This window comes from Streptomyces sp. NPDC059142, assembly GCF_042755665.1.
Taxonomy (GTDB): domain Bacteria; phylum Actinomycetota; class Actinomycetes; order Streptomycetales; family Streptomycetaceae; genus Streptomyces.
Genome location: NZ_JBHZDA010000055.1, coordinates 1 through 25,730, shown reverse-complemented (window position 1 = coordinate 25,730; position 25,730 = coordinate 1). Strand labels below are relative to the sequence as shown.

Below are 25,730 nucleotides of genomic sequence, written 5' to 3'. Positions count from 1 at the left end.
TCCCTCGGTACGCTCCTGACCCGCGGTGACGATCCCGGCAGCCGGCACCACCCCCAGTGATCACTGAACAGTGTTTCGACGAATGGCAGCAACGATGACGGTGACAGAGGACAGCCCGGTGTACGGCGGCGGCCCGGCGGGCCCGGCCGACCCGGCCGGGGGCGGCATCCCGGAGCCCCGGGACGGGGACCAGGAGTCCGGTCCCGGCATCGACCCCGAGCGGATGGCCGTCTGCCTGAGCGTCCTGGACGAACTCGACCGGCTCGATGTCGACCACCCCGACGCGATCGCCGTCCGGCGCGCCACCGCCGGGATCTACCGCACGGTGAAGCAGCGCCGCCGCCAGGAGCGCAGGGCCGCCAAGACCGCCCACGACAAGGCCGTCACCGAGGCCACCGCCACCGGCTCCGCCGAGCGCATCGACGACGAGACCCAGGGCCTGCTGCCGTCCTCCTCGGCCGCCGGCGAGATCGCGGGCATCCTCCAGCGCCCGCGCTCCTGCTACATCTGCAAGACCCGCTACACCGAGGTCGACGCCTTCTACCACCAGCTCTGCCCCGCCTGCGCCACGGAGAACCGGGCCCGCCGCGACGCCCGTACGGACCTGACCGGACGCCGCGCGCTGCTCACCGGCGGCCGGGCCAAGATCGGCATGTACATCGCGCTGCGGCTGCTGCGCGACGGCGCCCACACCACCATCACCACCCGGTTCCCCGCCGACGCGGTCCGCCGCTTCAAGGCCATGCCCGACAGCGACGAGTGGATCCACCGGCTGAAGATCGTCGGCATCGATCTGCGCGACCCGGGGCAGGTGGTCGCCCTCGCCGACTCCGTCGCCGCCGAGGGCCCGCTGGACATCCTGATCAACAACGCCGCGCAGACGGTACGCCGCTCCCCGCAGGCGTACAGCGAACTGCTCGCCGCCGAGTCCGCGCCGCTGCCCGCGGGCGAACTGCCCGCCTCCCAGGTCATCGGCGCGTTCGGCAGCGGCTCCCAGGCCGTGCTGTCCGCGGGCGGCGCCGAGGCCCTGAGCGCGTCCGACATCACCGGGCTGGCGCTGGTCGGCGGCTCCGCCACACTCGCCAGGATCGAGGCGGGCACGGCGATCGACGCGGGCGGCCTCGTACCCGATCTGCACGACACCAACAGCTGGGTGCAGACGGTCTCCGAGGTGGACGCGGTCGAACTGCTCGAAGTGCAACTGTGCAACTCCACCGCGCCGTTCATCCTCATCAGCAGGCTGCGCCCGGCGATGGCCAGGGCCGCCGCCGCCCGCGCCTACGTCGTCAACGTCTCGGCGATGGAAGGGGTGTTCAGCCGTGGCTACAAGGGCGCGGGACACCCGCACACGAACATGGCCAAGGCCGCGCTGAACATGCTCACCCGCACCAGCGCGCAGGAGATGTTCGAGTCCGACGCCATTCTGATGACGGCCGTCGACACCGGCTGGATCACCGACGAGCGCCCGCATCCGGACAAGATGCGCCTGGCCGACGAGGGTTTCCACGCTCCGCTCGACCTCATCGACGGCGCCGCCCGGGTGTACGACCCGATCGTGCGGGGCGAGCAGGGCGAGGACCTGTACGGCTGTTTCCTCAAGGACTACGCGCCCGCCAATTGGTAGCCCCGGGGCGGACACCCCGTCACCGGGGTCCCGCTCACTCCTCACCGGGCCCCGGCCGACCGGAACTGCGCCGGTTGGCCGGAAGTTCACCCGAAAGCCAGCCCTATAGAGCGGACTGGCGCTCATCTGGTTACTCTGGTGCGCACGGACGGCCAAGCAGGGGACACACCATCCCCACGGCCGTGCTGGGACAGGTCCCCTACCACGGCCGCGGTCCCGTCCGACAAAACGACGCCACCGCGACGGAACCACCTGTCCCAGAGTTACCCGACACAGAGGAGTGCGCGGTGACACCAGATGTGACGCAGCACGAGCAACGTCCGACGGAGCGCGTCGAGCGTGGTCGCGGGCCCGAGAAGATCGGCAACCTGGAGGTATGGGCCCGATCCGCCCCGATCAGGCTCGCGGGGTACGAGGACGATCTCGCCGAGCCGCACATCCTGCCCGGGGTCGACTGACCGGCCCGCGCCACCGTGTCCCGTACCCCCGCGCGCCGGGGTGCGGGACGACGCGCTCCGGGCTCAGCCCGCGATCCTGGCCAGGGTCCGGCCCAGCCGGCGGGCGTAGGCGCGTTGCAGTACCGGGACCAGCGGGCCCGCGAGCCGGGTGTACCAGCGGGCCGGGCGGCTGAAGGCCGTGACGGTGAACCAGACGGAACCGTCCTCGCCCAGCTCGACCACGAAGGACTCCTCGCCGCACTCCGGATGCCCGGTCAGGGTGCCGTACGCGAAGCCCGTACGGTCCCTCTCGTACGCGGTCCACACCACCCGGCACGGGACGGTCACCCGCAGCGGCCCCGCGCCGAGCGAGACCCGTACCCCGGTGCCCGGCTCCGCCCGGGGGGTGGTGGCCGCGACCCCCGCGCCCGAGCGCCGGTGCAGGGCGAAGGTGGTGACGGCCGCCCCCGCCGCCTCGAAGGCCGGCCGGCCCCGGCCGATCCTGGTCCGGTGGTGGAGCGCGTGGTAGCCGTCCGGCGGCGGTCCGAGCCGGGTGGCGCCCACCTCGCGGTAGGTGAAGGTGTCGGTGTTCATGCGGCGGTCTCCTCAAGTCGGCGCCAGGACAGGATCGAGCAGAGGGCGAAACCGAGGGCGTTGCCGAGGCCGTGGGTGGCCGCCATCCAGGTGAGGGTCGGGTGGGGGAGTCCGGTGGCCTCGCCGAGCGCCCAGCTCAGCGCGAGGAGCATGGTCACCGCCAGCACACCGGAGGAGACGGCGAGCAGGGCGCGCGTGCCCCGGTCCCGCGCACGGGGTCTGATGTCCCGCCAGGTCAGCACCGCGACCGTCCACATGCCCGCGGTGAGGACGACCGCCCCGGCCAGTTCGGTCACCTCGCCGGTGAAGTAGCCGATCAGGACCGTGAGGGTGCCGAGGGGGACGCTCAGCGCCGCGAACCGGCCGGCCGGGCCCGGCGCCGCCCGGCAGACCAGTCCGGCGGTGAGCGCCGCGGCGAAGCCCGCGAAGTGGAAGTGCGCGACCGTCAGCCGCAGGACCGTCGGATCGAAACCGAGCAGGTGGTACCCCCACCGCTCCGCGACCAGGGCGATCCCGGCGATCGACGGGGTCACCAGCGCGGTGAACGCCGCCACTTCGGCCGGAGCCGGGACAAGGGCCCGCCGAGGGGCCGACGGTGGGGCCGGGGGTTGATCCGGGGCCGCGGTCCTGGTCTCCAGGACGCGGCGCAGGGCGAACGGCACCAGGGCGAGGGTGGCGAGGGCGTAGCAGAGGGCGAGCGCGGTGGCCGGCGCGCCGCGCGGCAGCCAGAGGGAGACGGCGCCCAGCAGCCCCGGCAGGGGCCACAGGCGGCGTAGCGCGCGCAGTCCGGCGGTGGCGGGCCTCCGCGGTGTCTCCAGCAGCCGCAGCCCCAGCGGCACGATCCCCAGCATCCCGACCGTCACGATCAGGCTGACCAGCACGGACATCCCACGCCACCCCCAGAGTTGAACGCGTTCAGTTTCCTTGGTGAGCGTAGGCCGTTTATTGAACGCGTTCAAGTCTCGGGCGCGTCGGGGCCGGTCCCGCTTGCGGGGCGCGGAGGCGTCCGGCACACATAAGGGGACATTCATAGAGGAAGAGGCGGGAGATTCTGGTGCGCTCACCCATCGGTCGGCGGAGTGCCGCGCTTGTCGCGCTGTCCGCGGGCGTTCTGATCACGGCGGGCTGCGGGTGGGGCGGCAGTGGCGGCGGTGGCGGTGAGCGGAGCGAGCCGAGCGGCAAGGACCTGCACTTCCAGCCCGTCGCGGCCCCCGGGCCCGACCCCTTCACCTCCTCGACCGCCGCGGCCCCGCTCGCACCGGTGAAGCCGGCGGAGGCCGCCGCGCCGGGCTCCCCGGGGCGGGAGGGCGCGCGGGGCACGGCCACGGGCACCCGGACGCCGCGCGCCCTGCCCGGCTCCACCCCGGGCCTCTACGGCGGCTCCCCGTCGGCCAGTTGCGATGTGGAGCGACAGGTCGCCCTGCTCGCCGGGGAGCCGGCGAAGGCCCGTGCCTTCGCGCGCGGCGCCGCGCTCGGCCGGACACCCGTCCCCGAGTTCCTGCGCGGACTGACCCCGGTGGTGGTACGGGCGGACGTCCGGGTCACCGCCCACGGCTACCGCGACGGAACCGCCACCGCCTTCCAGTCCGTGCTCCAGGCGGGCACCGCCGTCATGGTGGACGAGTACGGCATGCCCAGGGTGCGCTGCGCGGGCGGCACTCCGCTGGGCGCGCCGGTCGCCGCCCAGGGCTCCGTCCACTACCGGGGCAAGCCCTGGCAGGGGTACGACGCCGACCGGGTCGTCGTCGTCCACCGGGCCGCGCGCCCCGTCGACGCGCTGATCATCGTGGACCTGGTCGACCACTCCTGGGTCGAGCGGCGGATCGGTACCGATGGCGGCGAGGACCGGACCCCCGGGACGCCGCCGCCGTACGCCCCGGACGCCGACCTCACCGACCCCGAGGCGGTGAAGGCGCCCGGATCGGTCCTGTCCGGGACCGCCGCCGGCCGCGCGGAGTCCGCGCCCCCCGGCGGCGGCGCCGTACCGTCGGACGCCCCGGCCCGGCGGGAGCGGCCCGGCGTACCGGACGAGCCGCAGGCCCCCGCCGACGACGTGGAGCTGATGCCTGAGGGCGACCCGGGTGGCGGCCTCGGCGAGGCGCCCGGAGCCGACCCCGCCCCGCTCCCGGACGAGCCGCTCGCGCCGGAGCCCGACAGTCCGCCGGAGCCCGGTGGGCCGGTCCTGCCCGACGAACCGGCCGGCGCCGAAGGGTTCCCCGGCTGACCGCCCGTTCCCCGGCCGACCGGCGCGGACGCGCTCCCTGGCCGGTCGGCCCGACCGGACCGGCCGGGCCCTCCGCGCGGTCCTGTACCACCGGGATCACTCGAAGAATCCGACAAATGATGACAGAGTGTCCACATGGTTGAACGGGTAGCGGGTCCCCTGTCGCGCCCCGACGACTGGCCCGTCCACGCCGGCATCAGCCTGTCCCTCAACGGGATGGGCACCTTCGACTGGGATCTCGACAGCGGGCGGCTGCATCTCGACGCGCCCGCCCTCGACGTCTTCGACCTCGGCCCCGAGGAGTACGACGGCCGCCCGGCAGGGCTGGAACTCCGGGTTCCGCCCACCGAGTCCCTCCGGCTCGACGAGCTGATCTCCCGGGCGCTGCGGGACGGCAGCGAGGGGTGCGGCGCGTACTTCCGCGTCCGGCGCCGGGACGGCAGCCTGCGCTGGACCCATCTCCAGGGCGTCATCCGCCGCGACCCCGCGGGCCGCGCCCGCCGGGTGATCGGCCTCGTCCGGGACGCGGCCCAGGAACTGGCCGACTCCGCCGCGCGCCATGAACTGGGCGCCCTGCGCCGGGTGGGCGCGGGCGTCGTGGAGTCCACCACCGCCGCGCTCGCCCACGCCAGGACCGTCCAGGACGTCATCGACGTCCTCAAGCAGTCCCACGGGCTGGCCCACCTCGGCGCCAGCAGCCTCGTCATGGGCCTGCTGGACGCGGGCCGTATCCATCTGGTCGCCGAGGGCCCCGAGGGCTCCTACGTGCCGGGCACCCGGGTCACCCGTACCGACGAGGCGTACCCGATGAGCGAGGTGGTGCGCACGCTCGCGCCCCGCTTCATCGAATCGGCCCAGGAGTTCGCGGACAGCTACCCCACGCTCTGGCCCTCCATCGACGGTCTCGGCATCAACTCCGCCGCCTATCTGCCGCTGATCGCCCAGGCGCGGCCCATCGGGGCGCTCGGACTGCTCTACCGCGACCGGATCGGCTTCAGCGCCGAGGACCGCAACCTGCTCGTCGCGCTCGGCAGCAGCATCGCGCAGAGCCTCCAGCGCGCCGTGCTCTTCGAGCAGGAGCACGACCTCGCGGAGGGGCTGCAACAGGCGATGCTCCCGCGCCGTATCCCGGCGGTGCCGGGGGCCGAGATCGCCGTACGCTACCGCTCCGCGCGGCTCGGCCGGGACATCGGCGGCGACTGGTACGACGTGATCCCGCTGCCCGGCGGCCGGGTCGGCACCGTCATCGGGGACGTCCAGGGCCATGACACCCACGCCGCCGCCGTGATGGGACAGCTCAGGATCGTGCTGCGCGCGTACGCCGCCGAGGGGCACGAGCCCGCCACCGTGATGGCCCGCGCCTCGGTCTTCCTGCACGAACTGGACACCGACCGCTTCGCCACCTGCACCTACGCGGAGGCCGACCTGACGACCGGGGTCGTCCAGCTCGTCCGGGCCGGGCATGTCGATCCGCTGCTCAGGGACACCGACGGGAGCTGCCGCAGACTGCCGCTGCCGGGCGGGATGCCGCTCGGGCTCTCCGCCGCCTTCGGCGGGCTCGACTACCCCGTCGAGACCGTCGAGCTGGACCCGGGACAGACCCTGCTGCTCTACACCGACGGCCTCGTGGAACAGCCGGGCGCCGATCTCGACGACGGGATGCAGTGGCTGGCCACGCTCGTCCGGGACGGGCCGCGCGACCTCCAGCGCCTGGCCGACCGGCTCTGCGAGGTGGTGGACGCGCGGGGCGGCGAGGACGACGTCGCCGTCCTGCTGCTGCGCCGGGGCGGCACACGGGCCCCGCGCTCCGGCGGCAGGCTCTACCAGCGGGTCGCGCCCGACGACGCCGAGGGGCTGGCCACCGCCCGCCACATGATCAGGGCGGCGGTCACCGCCTGGGGCGCCAGGGAGCGCTCCGACGCGATCGAACTGGCCGCCGACGAGCTGATCACCAACGCCCTGCTGCACACCGACGGCGGCGCGGCGGTGGTCGTCCGGGTGCTGCCGCGCACGGAGCGGCCCGAACCGGAGGCCGAGCCCGATGGCGGGCGGACCGGGACGGGCCGGCGGCTGCGGGTGGAGGTCGAGGACGGGTCGAGCGCCCTGCCGCACCGCCGCGAGGCCGGGGAGTCCGGTCTCTCCGGGCGCGGGCTGCTGCTCGTGGACGAACTGGCCGACGACTGGGGCGTCGAGTCGCGCGGCAGCGGTAAGTGCGTGTGGTGCGAATTCGCCGTCCCGGACCGGCCGGGGCGCTGAGCGGGCTTCCCGGCCCTGGTCCCCCCGGTCGGGTTCTCCTGTCAGGCCCCTCCGTCCTGTTTCCCGTCCGGTTTCCCGTCCCGGATTCCCGTCGGGTTCGCCGGTCCGGCCTTCCGGGCCGATCTTCCGTTTCCGGACGGCGGGCCGGGCGATAGATCGGACAGATCGGTGCGGAAAATTCCCCGAAGGCTGCTTCCAGGGTGTTGACGTCCCCAGTCATCCGATGAATATTCGTCGTGATCGATCGAGCGATCAACGACGGACGGACATCGGCACACAGGAGGCGGCAGCGGTATGCGGCACACCACGCTCGGGACCCGCGGCACGGTCCCGGTGACCGGCCTGTCCTTCGGGGCGGCCGGGATCGGCAATCTCTACACCCCGGTCGGCCCAGGGCAGGCGCACGAGGCCGTCGACGCCGCCTGGGACGCCGGCATCCGGTACTTCGACACCGCGCCCCACTACGGCCTCGGCCTCTCCGAACGGCGGCTCGGCGCCGCGCTGCGCGACCGGCCGCGCGACGCGTACACGCTCTCCACCAAGGTCGGCCGGATCCTCGAACCCGTCCCGGGCGCCGCCACCGCCGCGCCCGGCGACCTTCCCGACGACCTCGACCACGGCTTCGCCGTACCGGCCACGCACCGCAGGGTGTGGGACTTCAGCGCCGACGGCGTACGCCGCTCCGTCGAGGAGAGCCTGACCCGGCTCGGCCTCGACCGGATCGACATCGTCTACCTCCACGACCCCGACGACCACGCGGAGGAAGCCCTCACCCGGGCCTACCCGGCGCTGGAGCGGCTGCGCGCCGAGGGCACCGTCGGCGCCATCGGCGCCGGGATGAACCAGACCGCCCTGCTCACCCGCTTCCTGCGCGAGACCGACAGCGACGTCGTCCTGTGCGCCGGCCGCTTCACCCTGCTCGACCAGTCGGCGCTCACCGAACTGCTGCCCGAGGCGGCGGCGCGCGGCAGGAGTGTCGTGGTCGGCGGGGTCTTCAACTCCGGGCTGCTCGCCGACCCGCGCCCGGGCGCGACCTACGACTACACCGCGGCGCCGCCCGCCCTGCTCGACCGGGCCCTGCGCATGGACGCCGTCACCCGGCGGTACGGCGTCCCGCTGCGCGCCGCCGCCCTCCACTACCCGCTGCGCCACCCGGCCGTCGCGAGCGTCCTGGTGGGCACCAGATCCGCCGCCGAGGTACGGGACGCCGCCGCGCTCGCCGACCTGACCCTCCCCGACGACCTCTGGGCCGAACTGCGCGCCGAGGGACTGCTCACCGAGAACGGAGCCACCGTATGAGAGTCGCCCTGCACACCAAGGTCCGCGCCGACCGGATCGAGGCGTACGAGGAGGCCCACCGCGAGGTCCCCGCCGAACTCACCGCCGCGATCCGCGCCGCGGGCGCCACCTCCTGGACGATCTGGCGCAGCGGCACCGACCTCTTCCACCTGCTGGAGTGCGCCGACTACGCCGCCCTGCTCGCCGCCCTGGACCGGCTCCCCGTCAACATCGCCTGGCAGGCGCGGATGGCCGAGCTCCTCGACGTCGTCCACGACTACTCCGAGGACGGCGCCGGCGCCGGACTGCCCGTGGTGTGGGAGCTGTGACCCCGATGCCCCCCGCCCCCGTCGTCGACGCCCACCACCATGTCTGGGACCTGTCCGTACGCCCCCAGGAGTGGATGACCGGCAGCCGGATGGACCCCATCCGCCGCGACTTCACCCTGGACGAACTGGCCGTCGAGGCGCGGGCCGCCGGGGTGGGCCCCCCCGACCACTCCCACCCCGTCCCCGCCCCCGCGGACCCCCCCGTGTGCCGGCCACGCGCCCCCCGGCACTATCTCGGCGGGGGCGTCGTCGGCTGGACCGACCTGACCGCGCCCGGCGTCGCCGACACCCTCGCCGCGCTGCGCGGAGGCCCCGGCGGCGGCGCACTCGTCTCCGTACGCCATCCGGTGGAGGGCGAGGCCGACCCGGAGTGGCTGCTCCGCCCCGACGTGCTGCGCGGGCTGGCCGCCGTCGCGGACGCGGGGCTCGCGTACGACCTGCTGGTGCGCCCGCACCAGCTTCCCGCCGCGATCGGCGCGGCCCGGTCCCTGCCGGGGCTCACCTTCGTCCTCGACCACCTCGCCAAACCGCCCGTCGCCGAGGGGCGCACCAGCCCCTGGGCGGAGCGCCTGCGGGAGCTGGCCGCCCTGCCCAACACCGTCGCCAAGCTCTCCGGGCTGGTCACCGAGGCCGACTGGGACTCCTGGACGGCCGGGGACCTGCGCCCGTACACGGACATCGCGCTCGACGCCTTCGGGCCCGAGCGGCTGATGTTCGGCTCAGACTGGCCGGTGTGCCGGCTGGCCGCGTCGTACGGCGCGGTCCTCGACGCGGCGCGTACGGTCACCGACGGGCTCTCCGCGGCCGAGCGCGACGCCGTCCTCTCGGGCACCGCGCGCCGCGTCTACACCCTCTGAACCGGATCGGTCTCCTCCCCGGCGGCGGCCCGCGCGAAGGCGTCGCGCACCTCGTCGGGGAACCGGTCCAGCCCGAGCAGCCCGGTGACCGAACCGGTCGCCAGCGCGTGCCAGGTGCCCGCCCGGCGCAGCATCGGATGATCGCCCCCGGCGAGGAGCACGGCGCACGCCTCCGCTCCCGCCTCCCGGGCGCGCGCGGCCATCGCCACGCTCTCCCGGGGATCCGTGGTCCGGTCGCGGTCGCCGTGGAGCAGGACGATCCGGCGGCCCCCGAGATGGTCCGCCGGCTCGCCCGGCGGACACCACGGGGCGAGCCCCACCACGCCGACGACCTGCTCGCGCGCGGCGGCGGCCAGCGCGGCGCGCCCGCCCATCGAGTGCCCGACCAGCACCACGGGCACCGGTCCGACGAGCTGTTCCAGCTCGTCCAGCGCCCGCCGGACGTCCCTGGCCGCGTCGGCGCGGGCCCCGTTCCACCCCCGGTGGCGGTAGCGGACCCGGCCCACCACCACGTCGTGGCCCTCGGTGGCGCGGAGCACCGCGCGGGTGAACGGCCGCATCCGGAGCCCCGGTGGATTGAGCCGGGTGGGCGGACGCTCGGACTCCGAGCGTCCGCCGTGCAGCAGCAGGACGACGGCGCGGGGGCGCGCGGCCGTCCTGTCGAGGACGAGCGCGGGGCGGACGGCGGCTCGCCGGTCGCTTTCTGGCACGTGGGCCTTCCTTCCTGCGGGTGCGGGGAGCCCCGGTGGCGGGCGCCCCCTCCCGGACGATTCGGAGCCGCGGCGGTCCCGGACGGCTCCCCGGCCCCGATGTGCCGCGCGTCACCCCTTCCCCGACCCTCCCCGCCGGGCGTTCCCCGGGGCCCTGCGGCACGCTGGAACCATGCCGGAAGTACCCGAGGTCGAAGCGCTGCGCACGTTTCTCGACGGCCACCTGGTCGGCAAGGAAATCGTCCGTGCCCTGCCGCTGACGGTCAATGTCCTCAAGACCTATGATCCGCCGCTCTCGGCGCTCGAAGGGACCACGGTCACCGCCGTCGCCCGCCACGGCAAGTATCTCGACATCGTCACCCGGGGCGCGGGCGGCACCGGTGACGAGACGCTGCATCTCGCCGTCCATCTGGCCCGCGCGGGCTGGCTGCGCTGGAAGGACGCGTTCTCCGGCGCGCCGCCGCGCCCCGGCAAGGGGCCGCTCGCCTGGCGGACCGTACTGGCCGAGGGCGACGGCTTCGACCTGACGGAGGCGGGCACCACCAAGCGCCTCGCCGTCCATCTCGTCCGCGACCCGGCCGACGTCCCCGGGATCGCCCGGCTCGGCCCCGACCCGCTCGCCGCCTCTTTCGACCGGGACACGTTCGCCCGGCTGCTCGCCGGTGAACGGCGCCAGATCAAGGGCGCCCTGCGTGACCAGCGGCTCCTCGCGGGCATCGGCAACGCCTACAGCGACGAGATCCTGCACGCCGCGCGGATGTCGCCGTTCAAACCGGTGAAGAACCTCTCCGAGGACGAGATCACCGAGCTGTACGAGGCGCTGCGCACCACCCTCCGCGACGCCGTCGAGCGCTCGCGCGGGGTGGCCGCGGGAGCGCTCAAGGCGGAGAAGAGGACCGGGCTGCGGGTGCACGGCCGTACCGGCGAGGCGTGCCCCGTCTGCGGGGACACGATCAGGGAGGTGTCCTTCAGCGACTCCTCGCTCCAGTACTGCCCCACCTGCCAGACGGACGGCAGGCCGCTCGCCGACCGCAGGATGTCCCGGCTGCTCAAATGACCGGCCGCTCGGTCGAACCGCGGCCGGGCCGTGGTCAGCCGCCGCCGATCCGCACCACCGTGCGGCCGTCCGCGTGCCGTACCTCGAAGTGGTCGATCTGACCGGGGCGCATGGACGCGCCGCCACGGGTGATCAGCCGCTCGCCGTCCTCCGTACGGGACGCCCAGGACGCCACCGTCTCCCACGACCCGTCCACGCCCACGGCGATCAGCGCGCAGACCCCCGTGACGGCCGGCCGCACCAGCTCCAGATCGACATCGGTGCCCCAGTCGGTCTCCGTCGTCGTCACCATCGCCGCCGTCCCCGTCGTGTGGTCCGACGCCGTCCACTGCGCGCTCGCCGCCGGGCCCGCGGCCGTCGTCCGCGTCACCCCGAGCACGGCGAGCGGACCGCCCACCATCAGCGCCGCCGCCACGGCCACCAGCGCGAGGCGGCGCCTGCGCCCGCGCCGCCGGCCCTCCGCCGTCCGCCCGAGCAGCCGCGCCAGCATCTCCGGGCCCGCGACGACCACCGGCGCCATCCCGGCCGGGGTCTGCCGCGCGTAGAGGTCGAGCTGTGTCCGCACCCCGCCGAAATCGCCCAGCGACAGGGTGCACTGCGGGCATTCCATGAGGTGATCCTCGAAGCGGAAGGCTTCCGCGGCGTTGAGCACGCCCAGTGCGTAGGCGCCGACATCGCGATGGAGGTCCAAGGTCCGCATGGTCTCTGGTACGCAGGGCGGCGCCGAATCATTCAAAGGAGCGCGGTCGACCGCTCACACTCCGGCGCCCTACACTCCGGCGTCATGCTGCGCGTACTGGCTGTGGACGACGAAGAACCGGCCCTGGAGGAGCTGCTCTACCTGCTCAGGGCCGATCCGCGGGTGCTGCGGGCCGAGGGCGCCACCAGTGCGACCGAGGCGCTGCGCGGGATCGGCGCGGCGCTCGACGCGGGACCCGACGACTCCGCGGCCGTCGACGTCGTCTTCCTCGACATCCACATGGCCGGACTGAGCGGACTCGACGTCGCCCGGCTGCTCGCCGGGTTCGCCGAGCCCCCGCTGATCGTCTTCGTCACGGCCCACGAGGGCTTCGCCGTCCAGGCGTTCGACCTGAAGGCCGTCGACTACGTCCTCAAGCCCGTCCGCAGGGAACGGCTGGCCGAGGCCGTACGCCGGGTCGCCGAACTGGTGGGGGAGCGCACCCCGCTCGCCGCCCCGGCCGCCGACCAGATCGCCGTCGAGCTGGGCGGCGTGATCCGCTTCGTCGCCGTCGACGACATCGCCTACGCCGAGGCGCAGGGCGACTACGCCCGGCTGCACACCGGCACCGGCAGCCACCTCGTACGGATCCCGCTGACCACCCTGGAGGAGCGCTGGCGGGCGCGCGGTTTCGTACGGATCCACCGCCGCCATCTGGTCGCGCTGGCCAGGATCGACGAGATGCGGCTGGACGCGGGCGCGATGAGCGTACGCGTCGGCGACGCCGAGCTGGCCGTCAGCCGCCGCCACGCCCGCGCGCTCAGGGATCTGCTGATGCGACAGACCGGTCGCTGACCAGGGCCTTCCCCTTGGATCACCGGGCTGCGTACACTCCGGGCGCGAGCCACCGCCGGACCGGGGGCCGGCACGGAGGGCACGCGGTACGACGGGTACGGCGGGGGAGGGGACACCATGGCGGGGGAGCCCGCGGCGCCGCGCCGCGAGATCGTCACCGGCGAGCCCCGGCGCGTACGGCCCCTGCCGCGCTACCGCGCCCAGGCCGAGATAGCCGAGCAGACCGCGCTCGGCGACGCCTACGTCCGCTCCCTGATGCGCAGTCAACTCCGTGCCGGGCTCACCGCGTTCGCGGTCCTCGCCCTGGTGGCGGGCACCCTGCCGCTGGCCTTCGCCACCCTGCGCGACGCCACCGCCGTCTGGGTCGTGCTGGGCTTCGCCGCCTACCCGCTGCTCACCCTGCTCGCCTGGTGGTACGTACGGCGCGCCGAACGCAACGAACGGGACTTCGCCCGGCTGGTGAAGGGCCGGCCCGCTCCGTGAGCCAGAGCCACCCGGCGGTGGCGATCGCCGTCGTCGTCCTCGCCACCGTCCTCGTCGGCGGATTCGGGCTGCGGATCTCCCGTACCACCTCCGACTTCTACGTCGCCTCCCGCACCGTCGGACCGGGCCTCAACGCCGCCGCGATCAGCGGCGAGTACCTCTCCGCCGCCTCCTTCCTCGGGGTCGCGGGACTGGTGCTGCTGCACGGCCCCGACATGCTCTGGTATCCGGTCGGCTACACCGCCGGCTATCTCGTGCTGCTCGTCTTCGTCGCCGCTCCGCTGCGCCGCTCGGGCGCGTACACCCTGCCCGACTTCGCGGAGGGACGGCTGGAGTCACGGGCGGTGCGACGGCTGGTGAGCGTCTTCGTGGTCGGCGCGGGCTGGCTCTATCTCGTCCCCCAGCTCCAGGGCGCCGGACTGACGCTGAAGATCCTCACCGGAGCGCCCGACTGGTTCGGCGGGGTGCTCGTCTCCCTCGTCGTGGTGGTGGCCGTCGCGGCGGGCGGGATGCGCAGCATCACCTTCGTCCAGGCGTTCCAGTACTGGCTCAAGCTCACCGCGCTGCTGGTGCCCGCGATCTTCCTGCTGCTGGCCTGGCAGGGCGACGGCCGCCCGCCGGTGGACCTCGATCTGACGGGCGCGGTCGCCGGGCGCGCGGACCATCCCCTGTACGCGACCTACGGGCTGATCGTGGCGACCTTCCTCGGCACGATGGGGCTGCCCCATGTCGTCGTCCGCTTCTACACCAGCCCCAACGGGCGGGCCGCCCGCCGCACCACCGTGTTCGTCCTCGGGCTGATCGGCGCGTTCTACCTGCTGCCGCCCGTCTACGGCGCGCTGGGCCGGCTGTACGTGCCCGAACTCCCGCACGGCGCCTACGCCGACGCCGCCGTCCTGCTGCTCCCGGAGCGTGCGATCGGCGGGCTCGGCGGGGACCTGCTGGGCGCGCTCGTGGCGGGCGGGGCGTTCGCCGCGTTCCTGTCGACCGCCTCGGGGCTGACCACCGCCGTCGCCGGTGTGCTCACCCAGGACGTCCTGCCCTCGCGCGGCGTACGGGACTTCCGGCTGGCGACCCCGCTCGCCATGGCCGTCCCCCTCGGCGGCTCCCTGCTGGTCAGCGGGATCCCCGTGGCGGACTCCGTCGGCATGGCGTTCGCGGTCTCCGCGTCCTCGTTCTGCCCGCTGCTCGTGCTCGGGATCTGGTGGCGCCGGCTCACCCCGCCCGGCGCGATCGCGGGGCTGCTGCTCGGCGGCGGTCTCTCGTTCGCGGCCACCGTGATCACGGTGAGCGGTACGGTACGGTCCGGCTGGCCGCACGCCCTGCTGGCCTGGCCCGCCGTGTGGTCCGTACCGGTCGGCTTCCTCGCGATGATCCTGGTCTCGCTGGCCACCCGGAGCCGGATACCTCCCGGCACCAACGCCGCCATGACCCGCTTCCACCTCCCGGAGGCCCTGATGCCGGGCGGCCGGGACACCACGGGAGGGACCCGATGAGCGGAGCCGCGCTCGCCGTACTGATCGTGCTCGGACCGCTGCTCCTCGCGGGCGGCTTCGTCCTCGGCCGCCGCACGGCGCGCCCCGAGCGGACCAGCGATGTCGGCACCCCCGTCGAGCACGCCACCTTCGAGACCCTGCACACCGCGTCGCTGGCCGCGCCTCCGCTGCGGGCCGGGCTCACCGAGGAGAGCGCCCGCAAGGCCGCCCACCGGCTCCGCTCCCTGCTCGGCACGGACGCGCTCTGCCTCACCGACGGGGAGCGGGTCCTCGCCTGGGACGGGGCCGGCGGTCACCACGCCGAGCGGGCCATGGAACGCGCCGGGGACCTGCTCGCCAGCGGACGCGGCACCGCCTTCAGCGACGGCTGCGACGACCTCGACTGCCCGCTGCGCTGGGGGGTGGCCGCGCCGCTGACCGTCGACAACCGGGTGCTCGGCACCCTGATCGCCTACGCCCCGCGCGAGTCGGCGGTGCTGGCCCGCGCGGCCGGCGAGGTGGCCCGCTGGGTCTCCGTACAGCTCGAACTCGCCGAGCTGGACCGCTCCCGCACCCGGCTGATCGAGGCGGAGATCAAGGCGCTGCGGGCGCAGATCTCCCCGCACTTCATCTTCAACTCGCTCGCCGCCATCGCCTCGTTCGTCCGAACCGACCCGGAGCGGGCCCGTGAACTCCTGCTGGAGTTCGCGGACTTCACCCGCTACTCGTTCCGCAGGCGCGGGGAGTTCACCACCCTCGCCGACGAACTCCACTCCATCGACCAGTATCTGGCCCTGGTCCGGGCCCGGTTCGGCGAACGGCTCTCGGTCACCCTTCAGATCGCCCCCGAAGTGCTGCCCGTGGCCCTGCCGTTCCTCTGTCTCCAGCCCCTCGTCGAGAACGCCGTCAAACACGGACTCGAAGGCGCGGCGGCCGCCGCCACCAGCCGGATCACCATCAGCGCGCTCGACGCGGGCGCCGAGGCCGAGGTGGTGATCGAGGACGACGGCGTCGGCATGGAGCCGGACCGGCTGCGCCGGATCCTGCGCGGCGAGGGCGACGCGTCCACCGGCATCGGGCTGCTCAACGTGGACGAGCGGCTGCGCCAGGTCTACGGCGACGCGTACGGCCTGGTGATCGAGACCGGGGTCGGCGCGGGCACGAAGATCACGGTGCGCGTGCCCAAGTACCGCGCGGGGGTGCACGGCACCTGAGCGTCCGCCGGGTCCGTCCCGCGGGCGCGGGGCGCGCCGGGGGACCGGTACGGCGGACGGGCCGCGCGGGTCAGAAGAGATGGATCGCGAGATGGCCCAGCGGCAGCCCGAGCTGCCAGGCCGGGGTCCACACCCGCGGCCCCGCCTCCTCTCCCGGGAACTCCCCCGTGCACTCCACGGCCGGTTCTCCCGCGGCACCACCCGAACGGAGCGCGCTCCCGCGCGGGGGCGCCACCGCGTCGAGGTCGGGCGCCAGCAGCTCCGTCTCCTCCAGCCACCGCCACGCCTCTCCGGCCAGCGCCAGATCGGGGTCGCGGACCTCGGAGTCCGACTCGAAGTCGGCCGCCTCCAGCCGGTCCAGGCGTCCGCACACCCAGTCCCGCCAGGATGTCCCGTACGCCGTCAGTGAGCGCCACTCCTCCATCCTGGCCACGACCCGCGGGCCGCCCACCGAGCCGTCCGAGAGGAAAATCGTCAGGGCGAGCGCGTCCCGGCCCGCCCGGTACTCCAGCGTCGTCGGCGGCATCAGATCCCCGGTGCGCAGCAGCTCGTCGGCGATGTACTCGGCGTACATCCAAGCCATGGGCACCAGAAGGCCGCCGCCGGCCCCTTCGGTACATTCCGGACGCATTGCTCTTCCGCCTTCCTTTCTTCCCCCGAAGCAGGCTGAGGCCGACCGGCAATGGCTGGGCGGTCCTAAGGGAGCATTGAACCGGCGGAGACCGCCCCGCGTGGCCAGAAGAGCAGGATCCGGCGGCGGACGGGAGCGGATTGTGACGGGTGAGGCCGAGAGTGACGCGCCCGGCGATGGAGCGGACGATTCCGGTCCGCATGTGCGGCCGCTCCTCGGTGCCTATGTGCTGGAGGCGCTGGAGCCCGCGGAGGACCGGCGCGTCGCGGACCATCTCGCGGGGTGCGACACGTGCGGCGCCGCCTATCTGGAGGTGGCCGACGCGCCGTCGCTGCTCGCGCTGCTGGAGGAGGACGACCTGCGGTAGCCGGGCAGCTCCCGGGAGAGCGCCCGCAGGGCGTAGTACGAGCGGGACTTGACCGTGCCGGGTGGGATGCCCAGCACCCGGGCGGCCTCGTTCACGCTCAGTCCCCGGAAGTAGATCTGCGCCAGCACCGCGCGGTGCTCGCGGCTCAGCGTCCTGACCGCCTGGCGTACGTCGAGCGCGGCGACCGTGCTCTCCGTACGGTCCTCGGGGTCGGCGGTGGCGGCGAGGACCCCGTCGCTGACCTCCGGGGGGCGCGCGAGACGCGATCTGCGCGCGTCGATCGCCAGCCTGCGGGCGACGGTGAAGAGCCAGGGCCGCATCGACTCGAAGGGCCCCTCGAACGCCTCGGGATGGAGCCACGCCCGTACCAGCGTCTCCTGGAGCAGGTCCTCGGCGCGCTGGCGGTCGCCGTAGGTCAGCCCCAGCAGGAAGTTCAGCAGGGCGGGGCCGTGGTCGCGCTGAAGCTCCGCCAGCGCCCGTTCGTCGGTCGTCTCCGTGGCCGTGGCGGTGGTCATCGTGAACGCCCTTTCCCGTCGGGGTCGCTGTCCTGCGGTGGTGGCTGCCGCCTGCCGTATACGAACCCATGGCGGCGCCGAGGGACAGGGAGCGCACCGAGATCTGCGACGAGCGGTCGCTCACTGCGGCGAGTGGTGCGGTGAACGGTCGGGCGGCGGCGTTCGGCCCCTTTCGGGTGCGGTGTCGGCTTGGTTCCTTGACATGTATTTATATGACTATATGGATTCATTGGGTTGGTATTCCGCCATCTCGCGCCCCCTTCACGGAAACCGGAGCCCGCCCGATGACCCACCGCATGCGACAGGGAGCCGTGGCCGCCGCCCTGCTCCTCGGCACCACGGCGGCCTGCGCCGGCCCCGCCCGGCCGCCCGCCCCCCACGGGCCACCGGCCCACGGCCCCGCCGCGCAGCGCGGCTTCACCCTCGTCGCCTCCGGTGACGTCCTGCCCCACGACTCCGTCATCACCTGGGGCAACGAGGCGGCCGACGGCGGCGGATACGACTTCCGGCCCATGCTCGCCGGGGTGAAACCGGTGGTGTCCGGGGCCGATCTGGCGATCTGTCACATGGAGACGGTGTACGGCGAGGAGGAGGGGCCGTTCTCCGGCTACCCGGCCTTCGTCTCCCCGCCCCAGCTCGCCGCCGGGCTGCGCGCGACCGGCTACGACTCCTGCTCCACCGCCTCGAACCACACCCTGGACGACGGAGCCGACGGTGTACGCCGCACCCTCGACGCCTTCGACAAGGCCGGACTGAAGCACACGGGCTCGGCGCGCTCCGCCGCCGAGGCCGGCCGGCCCGCCCTGCTGACGGCGGGCGGCGCACGGGTCGCCCAGCTCGCGTACACCTACGGCACCAACGACCAGCCGCTCCCCGACGGGCAGCCGTGGGCCGTCAACCTCGTCGACGAGCGCCGGATCGTCGCCGACGCCCGCGCCGCGCGCAAGGCGGGCGCCGACGTGGTCGTGGTCAGCCTGCACTGGGGCACCGAATGGCAGACGGAACCGGACGACGACCAGCTCGGCCTCGGGCGCGCGCTCACCGCCTCCCGGACCGGCGGCCGGCCCGACATCGACCTGATCCTCGGCACCCACGCCCATGTCCCGCAGGCGTACGAGAAGGTCAACGGGACCTGGGTCGTCTACGGGATGGGCGACCAGATCGCCGGGACGATGGCCAACGACGACGGCGACCAGGACGGACGCGGCAACCAGGGCTCGATCGGCCGCTTCACCTTCGCGCCGCCCGCCGCGCCGGGGCAGCGCTGGCGCGTGGCGAAGGCCGAGTTCGTCCCGCAGCTCATGGACCTCACGTCCGGCCGTGTCGTCAGCCTGCCGCGCGCCCTGCGCGACGAGCCCGACCGCGACGACTACCAGGAGGCCAGATCGTCCATCACCTCGGCGGTGCTCGGCCGCGGCGCCGCCGCCGACGGACTGACCGAGGGCGACCGCTGACGGACGGCGGCGGGCGGCGGGCCGCGCCCGGCGGACACGGCCCACGCGGCGGGCCCGGCGGGTCGCTTCGGAACGGCTGCGACGGAACGATCCCCACCGAACGGCTGCTGCGGAACGGCCGCTGCCGAGGGACCGCTACGGAACGACGGTCACCGGCCAGCGGCCCGCCTTGACCAGCCGTACCGCCACCGAACCGACGAACCGGTGGCCCGCCGACTCCGAGGCGCCGACCACCACCGCGTCCGCCGTCAGCTCCTCGGCCGCGGTGACCAGGCCGTTGTACGGGTCCCCGTGGAAGGTGTGGAACTCCCAGCGCACGTTCCAGGTGTCCTTGACCCGCTCCAGCGACCCACGGATCTCGGCCACCAGCCCCTCGGCGATCTCCCCGGTGGCCTCGGCGACCGGGGCCCCCAGGGCGGCGCCCGCCGCCAGCACCGGCTGTACGTAGACGATCGCCAGCAGCGCGTTCTGCCGCCGGGCCAGACCGCTCGCGTACGCGGCGGCACGGAACGAGGACTGGGAACCGTCCATGCCGACGACGATCACCTTCGGGCCGTCGGTCCCGCGTTCGAATTGGGTTGGCTGCTGAGTCACGGCACGCAGGTTATCCGCTCCCGACGCGCGGCCCGACGCCGGTCTGCCTAGAGTGCTGATCATGAGTGCCGGCGGACGGGGACAGGACCGGGGCCAGGGCCCGGGACAGGGCCGGGACGGCGGGCCGGAGCCGGAGCACGGACAGCCCCGGGCGCCGCGGCGCGGGCCGGCCGCCGGGAGCGCCCCGGGACATCTCCTCGACCGGGTGCCGGGCGCCCTGGCGATGTTCTTCGTCGCGCTCGGCGTGTACTGCGCCGCCATCGCCCTCGTCTCCCCGCTGCGCCGTCTCCTCACCCCCGTCACCCGCTTCCTCGACACCGTGGTCGTCCCCCTCAGCGCCAACCTCGCCTACGCCGTCTTCCTGCTGCTCCTGGCCGCCGCCGTCGCCGCCAGGAAGAAGGCCGCCTGGTGGCTGGTGATCGTCTGTCTGGGGCTGCTCCTCCTCAGCGACCTGCTGCTCCTGCTGACCCTCGCCGACCGGGAGTGGCTGCCCAACCTCGTGCTGTGCGCCGTCGTCGTCGCCGTACTCCTCCTGGCGCGCCGTCATTTCTACGCGGAGACACGCCACGGCGCCGTCCGCAGGGCGCTGCTCGTCCTGGTCCTCGGGCTGGGTGCCGGGGTGCTCGCCGGCTGGGGGCTGGTCTCCGCCTTCCCCGGCACCCTCGCGGGCGGCCAGCGGCTCCCGTGGGCCGCCAACCGGGTGTTCGGCGGGCTCGTCTCCTCGGGGGCCTTCGACGGCACGCCGCCCCACCCGCTCTCCTTCCTGCTCGGCCTGTTCGGCGCCGTGGCGCTGCTGGCCGCCGCCGCCACCCTCTTCCGCTCGCAGCGCATCGAATCCGCCCTGCACGGCGACGAGGAACCCCGCATCCGCGCCCTGCTCGCGGCGTACGGCGCCCAGGACTCGCTGGGCTACTTCGCCACCCGCCGCGACAAGGCCGTCGTCTTCTCGCCGGGCGGCAGGGCCGCCGTCACCTACCGCGTCGAGACCGGGGTCGCGCTCGCCAGCGGCGACCCGGTGGGCGACCGCGCCGCCTGGGCCCCCGCCATCGAGGCGTGGCTCGCCCTCGCCAGGCGCTACGCCTGGGCCCCGGCCGTGATGGGCGCCTCCGAGGAGGGGGCGACCGCCTACGCGCGCGCCGGGCTCGGCGCCATCCGGCTCGGGGACGAGGCGATCCTCCTGCCCGACCGGTTCGACCTGGCGGAGCCCGCGATGCGCGGCGTCCGGCAGGCCGTCGGGCGGGTCCGCAGGACCGGCGCCACCGTCAGGATCCGCCGGCACTCCGCGCTCACCCCCTCGGAGACGGCCCGGCTCGTCGACCTGGCCGACGCCTGGCGCGACACCGAGAGCGAACGCGGCTTCTCCATGGCGCTCGACCGGCTCGGCGACCCGGCCGACGGCGACTGCCTGCTCGTCGAGGCACGGGACGCCGGAGGGACCCCGATCGCCCTGCTCTCCTTCGTCCCCTGGGGCGCCGACGGCGTCTCCCTGGACCTGATGCGCCGCGACCGCGACGCCCCGAACGGCGTCATGGAGTTCATGGTCGCCGAGGTGTGCGACCGGGCGCGCTCGCTCGGACTGCGCCGGATCTCCCTCAACTTCGCCGTCTTCCGCGCCGCCTTCGAGGAAGGCGCCCGGATCGGCGCGGGCCCCGTCCTGCGGCTCTGGCGCCGTCTGCTGCTCTTCCTCTCCCGCTGGTGGCAGCTCGAAGCGCTCTACCGCTCCAACGTGAAGTACCGGCCGCGGTGGTTCCCCCGCTTCCTCTGCTACGGCGACGCGGGCTCCCTGGCCAGGATCGCCCTCGCCTCCGGCATCGCCGAGGGCTTCGTCACCGTCCCCGGCCTCGGCACCACCCCGGGCCGGTGGCGCCGCCGTCCCCGCGGCGTCACCGGGCCCGCCACCACCACCGGGCTGCCCACCATCGAGGCGCTACGGCTGCCGGGCACCGGCACCGCGCCCCCCGTACGGCAGCGCAGAACGCCCGAGCAGGTACGGGTCCGCCACCTCAAGCTGGAGCGGCTGCGCGCCGCCGGTGTCGACCCGTACCCCGTCGGGGTGGCCCCGCCCACCGCCGCCCTGGCGGAGATCCGGGCCGCGCACCCGGCGCCGCCCGCCGGCTCCCGTACCGGCGAACGGGCCACCGTGGCCGGACGGGTGATGGCGCTGCGCGACTTCGGCGGTGTCGTCTTCGCCGTCCTGCGCGACTGGTCGGGCGATCTCCAGCTCGCCCTGACCCGCGACACGGCGGGCGCCGGGTCGCTGCGCCGCTTCACCGCCGACATCGATCTCGGGGACCAGCTCACCGCCACCGGCGAGATCGGCGCCAGCGACCGGGGCGAGCTGTCCCTCTTCGTCACCGACTGGCGGCTCACCGGCGCCTGTCTGCGCCCACTGCCCGACAAACGGCGCGGCCTCACCGACCCGGAGGCCCGGGTACGGCACCGCTCGCTCGACCTGATCGTCAGGCCCGAGGCGCGCGAGGTCCTCCGCGTCCGCTCCGCCGCCGTCCAGGCGGTGCGCCAGGGGCTGCTCGACCGCGGCTATCTGGAGGTCGAGACCCCGATCCTCCAGCGGGTGCACGGCGGCGCCAACGCCCGGCCGTTCACCACCCACAGCCACGCCTACGACCTCGATCTCACCCTGCGCATCGCGCCCGAGCTGTATCTCAAACGGCTCTGCGTCGGCGGCCTGGAGAAGGTCTTCGAACTGGGCCGCACCTTCCGCAACGAGGGGGTCTCGTACCGGCACAACCCCGAGTTCACCATGGTCGAGGCGTACCAGGCGTACGCCGACTACGACGTGATGCTCGATCTGACCCGCGAGCTGATCCAGGGCGCGGCGACCGCGGCCCACGGCGCGCCGGTCGCGCGCGGGACCCGCCCCGACGGCCGCCCCACCGCACTCGACCTGTCGGGACGCTGGCCGGTCAGAACGGTGTACGGAGCCCTCTCCGAGGCGCTCGGGGAGGAGATCGGCGCCGGGACCGGCGAGGCGGCGCTGCGCCGGCTCTGCGACCGGTCGGGCGTGCCGCACACCCCGGACGACACGCGGGGCGAGATCGTGCTGGAGATGTACGAGCGGCTGGTGGAGGCGCGGACCCGGGAACCCGTCTTCTACAAGGACTTCCCGACCGATGTCTCCCCGCTCACCCGCCCCCACCGGGCCGACCCGCGGCTCGCCGAGCGGTGGGACCTCGTCGCGTACGGCACCGAACTGGGCACCGCCTACTCCGAGCTGACCGACCCGGGGGAGCAGCGGCGGCGGCTCACCGAGCAGTCCCTGCGCGCCGCGGGCGGCGATCCGGAGGCGATGGAGCTGGACGAGGACTTCCTGGAGGCGCTGGAGTACGCGATGCCGCCCACCGGCGGTCTGGGGCTCGGTATCGACCGGCTCGTCATGTTCCTCACCGGGCTGACCATCCGTGAGACACTGCCGTTCCCGCTGGTGCGCAGGGGCTGAGGCGGGCTCGGTCCCCTCATCCCATCGGGTGCTTTCCCCGGGATAACCAGTGTTGGTGAACGGCGCGGAGCATCCGCCGTACGAACCATTGGTCATGAAAAAGGATCAGATGATTCTGGGGCGCCGCGGGGTGCTGCGGATCGCCGCCTGTCTCGGCGTCGCGGTCACCGCGCGGCTGCTGAGCACCGGAGAGGCCGGGACACCGGGACGCCCCGCGGGGCCGCCGCCCGCCGCGGGGCCGGAAGCGCCGCTCCCCGGGCCGGACCCGTCCATGACCGGCGCGGGGGGACCGCCGGCCGGCCTGGGGACCCGCCCCTCCTCGTACCGGCTCCAGCCCATGGGCGAGGGGGCGGTGACCGGCCTCGGCAGAGCCCTGCCCCCCGTACGCCACAGGCCCTTCCTGGAACTGCCCGAACTGGGCCACACCATGGTGCTCACCTTCGACGACGGGCCCGACCCCGCGTACACCCCCGGCATCCTGCGCACCCTGCGCGAACACGACGTCCGCGCGATGTTCTTCGTCTGCGGCGAGATGGTCGACGTCCACCGCGATCTGCTGCGGGAGATCGCCGACGACGGCCATGTCATCGGCAACCACTCCTGGTCGCACCCGCAGATGACCAAGCTCACCCGCTCCGGGATCCGCGGTGAGATGGAACGGACCAGCGAGGTGATCGAGGAGACCGTCGGAGCCGCGCCGCTCTGGTACCGCGCGCCCTACGGCGCCTGGAACCGGCACTCCTTCGAACTCGGCGCGCGGATGGGCATGGAACCGCTCGCCTGGACCGTCGACACCCTCGACTGGACCACGCCGGGCACCGGCACGATCGTCCGCAGGGTGCTGGCCGGCGCGGGCCCCGGCGTCGTCATCCTCTCGCACGACGCGGGCGGCGACCGCTCGCAGAGCGTGGCGGCGCTGCGCCGGTATCTGCCCCGGCTGCTGGACGGGGGCTACCGCGTCGCGGTGCCGCACCGCTGAGCCGCGACCAGGGCGGGGGAAGGGGTGGGTACGGGGCCGGTCCCGCGGCGGGACCGGCCCCGTACCGTCAGCGGGTGGAGACCAGCCGGGCGAAGACGACGACGTTGCCGTCGTACCCCCGCGTCTTGGAGTAACCGCCGCCGCAGGTGATCACCCGCAGCTCGGCGTGGCCGGTGTCGCCGTAGACCCGGGAGCCGGGGAAGTCGTTCTTCGAGAAGACCTCGACCCCGTAGACCTCGAACACGGCGGTGGTGCCGTCGTACCGGTCGACCTCGACGTGCCGGCCCCTGGCCACCGCGCCCAGACCGTAGAAGACGGTGGGTCCCGCCTGGTTGTCGACATGGCCGACGACCACGGCCGTCCCGCGCTGGCCCGGTGACACCCCGTTCTGGTACCAGCCGGCCAGATTGGGGTCCTGCGGGGGCGGCGCGGCGATCCAGCCGTCCGGGTCGAGCCCCACGTCCATCACCGGTGCGTCCACCTTGATCGCCGGAATGCGGATCCGGGACATCGGGGCGTACGGCAGCGGCTTGATGTCCGGCAGGGCGGTGGTGGCCAGCGCCGCCGGATCGGGCCTGCTGGCCGGCGCCGCCGCGGACGCCGGTTGCGGGGGCCCCAGCGGTACGTCCACCCCGTTGCGCATCAGGGCGATTCCCGTGAGCATGACGAGAGCCAGTACGCCCCAGGGCGAGCGCTTCCTCGACTCCGGGGCGTGGTGGTCCTGGCCCATATTTCTCCCTTCGTGGGCAGCCTGCACGCACGGTAAGGGCGCCGGGCCCGACCGGCGATCACTGGCGGGCGAACGGGTGGCACGGGCGGGCGCGATGACCCGACCGGGTCACCGGAACCTCCTGATCGAGTAATCGGCCCGACAAAATTTCTGACGGTCCGTGACCTGCGGCTCCGCCCGGACGGAGGCCCTTGTGACGGCGTGTCGGCCTCCCCGCGCACACCCGGCCGAAATGCGCGCTTCCGGTTGCCCGGTGAGGGTTCGTCATGGAAGGCGTTCTCGTCGAATTTCCCGGAGCGCCGCTTTGGGGCGTCTTCCGCTGGAGGTTCAACGATGCGTGCTTCACGCGCTCTCGCGGTGACCGCGACCGCCTGCGCGGCCGTGGCGCTCTCCGCTCCGCTGGCCGGCGCCACCAATGGCCCCCGCGATGTCTCCGTCAACCCGTTCGAGGTCCACCGGGGCGGCACACTCCATATCCGGGTGGAGGGCTGCGGCCACGGAGGCACGGTCACCTCCAACGCCTTCTCCCGGGTCGAACTGTCCGTCAACTCCTCGGGGCACTCCTCGGCCCGCGCCCGGATCCACGACTTCACCACGCCCGGCCACTACAACCTGGCGGTCCGGTGCAGCGACGACCCCCGCACCGTCACCCACCAGTTCCGGGTGCTGGAGGGGCGGGGCGCGCTCGGCGGTCTCGGTGGCTCCGTCGGTCCCAGTTCCACGGAGATGGCGGTCGGCGGCGGGCTGGTCGCCGCGGCGGCCGTCGGCGGGTCGTTCTTCCTCACCCGTCGCCGGCGTCTGAACGCCGTCGGCGTCTGACCGGACGGTCCCGGTGGGCCACCCGGCAGGGAGGGCCCGGACGGACGCGCCGGGGAGAGCGGGCGCGGACACGGGAAAGAGCGAGGACGCCGGACGCCCGTCGCCCCGAGCC

At 74.1% G+C, this 25,730-nt stretch carries 25 protein-coding genes; 17 read left to right on the top strand and 8 right to left on the bottom strand.

Annotated features, from left to right (window positions below; genetic code table 11):
- Positions 1-94 precede the first annotated feature (94 nt).
- Positions 95-1,624 carry an SDR family NAD(P)-dependent oxidoreductase gene (locus tag ACFXPK_RS20375; protein WP_385077270.1) on the top strand — a complete coding sequence of 510 codons (1,530 nt, stop codon included), beginning with the start codon at positions 95-97 and terminating at the stop codon, positions 1,622-1,624.
- Positions 1,625-1,911: 287 nt separating this feature from the next.
- A complete protein-coding gene (locus ACFXPK_RS20370) occupies positions 1,912-2,082 on the top strand; it encodes a hypothetical protein (protein WP_385005250.1) in 171 nt (56 codons plus the stop codon).
- Between the two features lie 63 nt (positions 2,083-2,145).
- Here the strand turns inward: ACFXPK_RS20370 and ACFXPK_RS20365 are convergent, their stop codons facing one another.
- Positions 2,146-2,655, bottom strand: coding sequence for a DUF1990 family protein (locus tag ACFXPK_RS20365; protein WP_385077267.1), 510 nt, complete (start codon positions 2,653-2,655; stop codon positions 2,146-2,148).
- On the bottom strand, positions 2,652-3,542 hold the full coding sequence (locus ACFXPK_RS20360) for a YndJ family protein (RefSeq protein ID WP_385077264.1): 891 nt from the start codon (positions 3,540-3,542) through the stop codon (positions 2,652-2,654). Before ACFXPK_RS20360 ends, ACFXPK_RS20365 begins: the two co-directional genes overlap by 4 nt.
- A 167-nt stretch (positions 3,543-3,709) precedes the next feature.
- Here ACFXPK_RS20360 and ACFXPK_RS20355 point away from each other — a divergent pair, with 167 nt between their 5' ends.
- The 5 genes from ACFXPK_RS20355 (at position 3,710) to ACFXPK_RS20335 (ending at position 9,599) form a co-directional block, all read left to right on the top strand.
- Entirely contained in the window at positions 3,710-4,879 is a 1,170-nt protein-coding gene (locus ACFXPK_RS20355) for a DUF6777 domain-containing protein (protein ID WP_385077262.1), read from the top strand.
- A 135-nt stretch (positions 4,880-5,014) separates the two neighbouring features.
- Positions 5,015-7,135 carry a SpoIIE family protein phosphatase gene (locus tag ACFXPK_RS20350; RefSeq protein WP_385077260.1) on the top strand — a complete coding sequence of 707 codons (2,121 nt, stop codon included), beginning with the start codon at positions 5,015-5,017 and terminating at the stop codon, positions 7,133-7,135.
- 294 nt (positions 7,136-7,429) lie between these two features.
- Positions 7,430-8,434, top strand: coding sequence for an aldo/keto reductase (locus ACFXPK_RS20345; protein ID WP_385005262.1), 1,005 nt, complete (start codon positions 7,430-7,432; stop codon positions 8,432-8,434).
- Positions 8,431-8,742, top strand: a complete 312-nt coding sequence (locus ACFXPK_RS20340; RefSeq protein ID WP_385005264.1) for an L-rhamnose mutarotase — start codon at positions 8,431-8,433, stop codon at positions 8,740-8,742. The genes ACFXPK_RS20345 and ACFXPK_RS20340 overlap by 4 nt, the downstream gene beginning before the upstream one ends.
- 5 nt (positions 8,743-8,747) lie before the next feature.
- On the top strand, positions 8,748-9,599 hold the full coding sequence (locus ACFXPK_RS20335) for an amidohydrolase family protein (protein WP_385077303.1): 852 nt from the start codon (positions 8,748-8,750) through the stop codon (positions 9,597-9,599).
- Here the strand turns inward: ACFXPK_RS20335 and ACFXPK_RS20330 are convergent.
- Complete coding sequence (locus tag ACFXPK_RS20330; RefSeq protein WP_385077256.1) at positions 9,587-10,309, bottom strand: alpha/beta fold hydrolase; 723 nt, start codon at positions 10,307-10,309, stop codon at positions 9,587-9,589. The genes ACFXPK_RS20335 and ACFXPK_RS20330 overlap by 13 nt on opposite strands.
- Before the next feature lie 172 nt (positions 10,310-10,481).
- Between ACFXPK_RS20330 and ACFXPK_RS20325 the strand changes: the two genes are divergently transcribed.
- The gene (locus ACFXPK_RS20325; RefSeq protein ID WP_385077253.1) at positions 10,482-11,366 is read left to right on the top strand and encodes an Fpg/Nei family DNA glycosylase; all 885 of its coding nucleotides are present in this window, start codon (positions 10,482-10,484) and stop codon (positions 11,364-11,366) included.
- Between the two features lie 34 nt (positions 11,367-11,400).
- Here ACFXPK_RS20325 and ACFXPK_RS20320 read toward each other — a convergent pair whose 3' ends face one another.
- The gene (locus ACFXPK_RS20320) at positions 11,401-12,066 is read right to left on the bottom strand and encodes a zf-HC2 domain-containing protein (protein ID WP_385077250.1); all 666 of its coding nucleotides are present in this window, start codon (positions 12,064-12,066) and stop codon (positions 11,401-11,403) included.
- Between the two features lie 84 nt (positions 12,067-12,150).
- On the opposite strand from ACFXPK_RS20320, the gene ACFXPK_RS20315 reads away from it, so the two are divergent.
- The 4 genes from ACFXPK_RS20315 to ACFXPK_RS20300 all read left to right on the top strand — a co-directional run bounded on the left by ACFXPK_RS20315 (position 12,151) and on the right by ACFXPK_RS20300 (position 16,072).
- A complete protein-coding gene (locus ACFXPK_RS20315; protein WP_385004849.1) occupies positions 12,151-12,900 on the top strand; it encodes a LytR/AlgR family response regulator transcription factor in 750 nt (249 codons plus the stop codon).
- Between the two features lie 117 nt (positions 12,901-13,017).
- A complete protein-coding gene (locus ACFXPK_RS20310; protein ID WP_385004851.1) occupies positions 13,018-13,383 on the top strand; it encodes a hypothetical protein in 366 nt (121 codons plus the stop codon).
- Positions 13,380-14,879 carry a cation acetate symporter gene (locus tag ACFXPK_RS20305; protein WP_385004853.1) on the top strand — a complete coding sequence of 500 codons (1,500 nt, stop codon included), beginning with the start codon at positions 13,380-13,382 and terminating at the stop codon, positions 14,877-14,879. The genes ACFXPK_RS20310 and ACFXPK_RS20305 overlap by 4 nt, the downstream gene beginning before the upstream one ends.
- Positions 14,876-16,072, top strand: a complete 1,197-nt coding sequence (locus ACFXPK_RS20300) for a sensor histidine kinase (protein ID WP_385077247.1) — start codon at positions 14,876-14,878, stop codon at positions 16,070-16,072. The genes ACFXPK_RS20305 and ACFXPK_RS20300 overlap by 4 nt, the downstream gene beginning before the upstream one ends.
- A gap of 70 nt (positions 16,073-16,142) precedes the next feature.
- On the opposite strand, the gene ACFXPK_RS20295 is transcribed toward ACFXPK_RS20300, so the two are convergent.
- Positions 16,143-16,703, bottom strand: a complete 561-nt coding sequence (locus tag ACFXPK_RS20295; protein WP_385077244.1) for a hypothetical protein — start codon at positions 16,701-16,703, stop codon at positions 16,143-16,145.
- Positions 16,704-16,845: 142 nt separating this feature from the next.
- Between ACFXPK_RS20295 and ACFXPK_RS20290 the strand changes: the two genes are divergently transcribed.
- Positions 16,846-17,070 carry a zf-HC2 domain-containing protein gene (locus tag ACFXPK_RS20290; RefSeq protein ID WP_385077300.1) on the top strand — a complete coding sequence of 75 codons (225 nt, stop codon included), beginning with the start codon at positions 16,846-16,848 and terminating at the stop codon, positions 17,068-17,070.
- Here the strand turns inward: ACFXPK_RS20290 and ACFXPK_RS20285 are convergent.
- Complete coding sequence (locus ACFXPK_RS20285) at positions 17,007-17,585, bottom strand: sigma-70 family RNA polymerase sigma factor (protein WP_385004861.1); 579 nt, start codon at positions 17,583-17,585, stop codon at positions 17,007-17,009. The two genes, ACFXPK_RS20290 and ACFXPK_RS20285, sit on opposite strands and share 64 nt — an antisense overlap.
- Before the next feature lie 296 nt (positions 17,586-17,881).
- Here ACFXPK_RS20285 and ACFXPK_RS20280 point away from each other — a divergent pair, with 296 nt between their 5' ends.
- Positions 17,882-19,039, top strand: coding sequence for a CapA family protein (locus tag ACFXPK_RS20280; protein ID WP_385077241.1), 1,158 nt, complete (start codon positions 17,882-17,884; stop codon positions 19,037-19,039).
- 135 nt (positions 19,040-19,174) lie between these two features.
- On the opposite strand, the gene ACFXPK_RS20275 is transcribed toward ACFXPK_RS20280, so the two are convergent.
- Complete coding sequence (locus ACFXPK_RS20275) at positions 19,175-19,633, bottom strand: universal stress protein (protein WP_385004865.1); 459 nt, start codon at positions 19,631-19,633, stop codon at positions 19,175-19,177.
- A gap of 61 nt (positions 19,634-19,694) precedes the next feature.
- On the opposite strand from ACFXPK_RS20275, the gene lysX reads away from it, so the two are divergent.
- Together lysX and ACFXPK_RS20265 are read left to right on the top strand one after the other, a co-directional pair.
- The gene (gene lysX / locus ACFXPK_RS20270; RefSeq protein ID WP_385077239.1) at positions 19,695-23,090 is read left to right on the top strand and encodes a bifunctional lysylphosphatidylglycerol synthetase/lysine--tRNA ligase LysX; all 3,396 of its coding nucleotides are present in this window, start codon (positions 19,695-19,697) and stop codon (positions 23,088-23,090) included.
- 94 nt (positions 23,091-23,184) lie between these two features.
- A complete protein-coding gene (locus ACFXPK_RS20265) occupies positions 23,185-24,069 on the top strand; it encodes a polysaccharide deacetylase family protein (protein ID WP_385007543.1) in 885 nt (294 codons plus the stop codon).
- A 67-nt stretch (positions 24,070-24,136) separates the two neighbouring features.
- Here ACFXPK_RS20265 and ACFXPK_RS20260 read toward each other — a convergent pair whose 3' ends face one another.
- The gene (locus tag ACFXPK_RS20260) at positions 24,137-24,799 is read right to left on the bottom strand and encodes a class F sortase (protein WP_385007545.1); all 663 of its coding nucleotides are present in this window, start codon (positions 24,797-24,799) and stop codon (positions 24,137-24,139) included.
- Positions 24,800-25,132: 333 nt separating this feature from the next.
- Here ACFXPK_RS20260 and ACFXPK_RS20255 point away from each other — a divergent pair, with 333 nt between their 5' ends.
- Positions 25,133-25,618 (top strand): hypothetical protein, encoded by a 486-nt coding sequence (locus ACFXPK_RS20255; RefSeq protein ID WP_385007547.1) that lies wholly within the window; start codon positions 25,133-25,135, stop codon positions 25,616-25,618.
- The last annotated feature ends 112 nt before the right edge of the window (positions 25,619-25,730 follow it).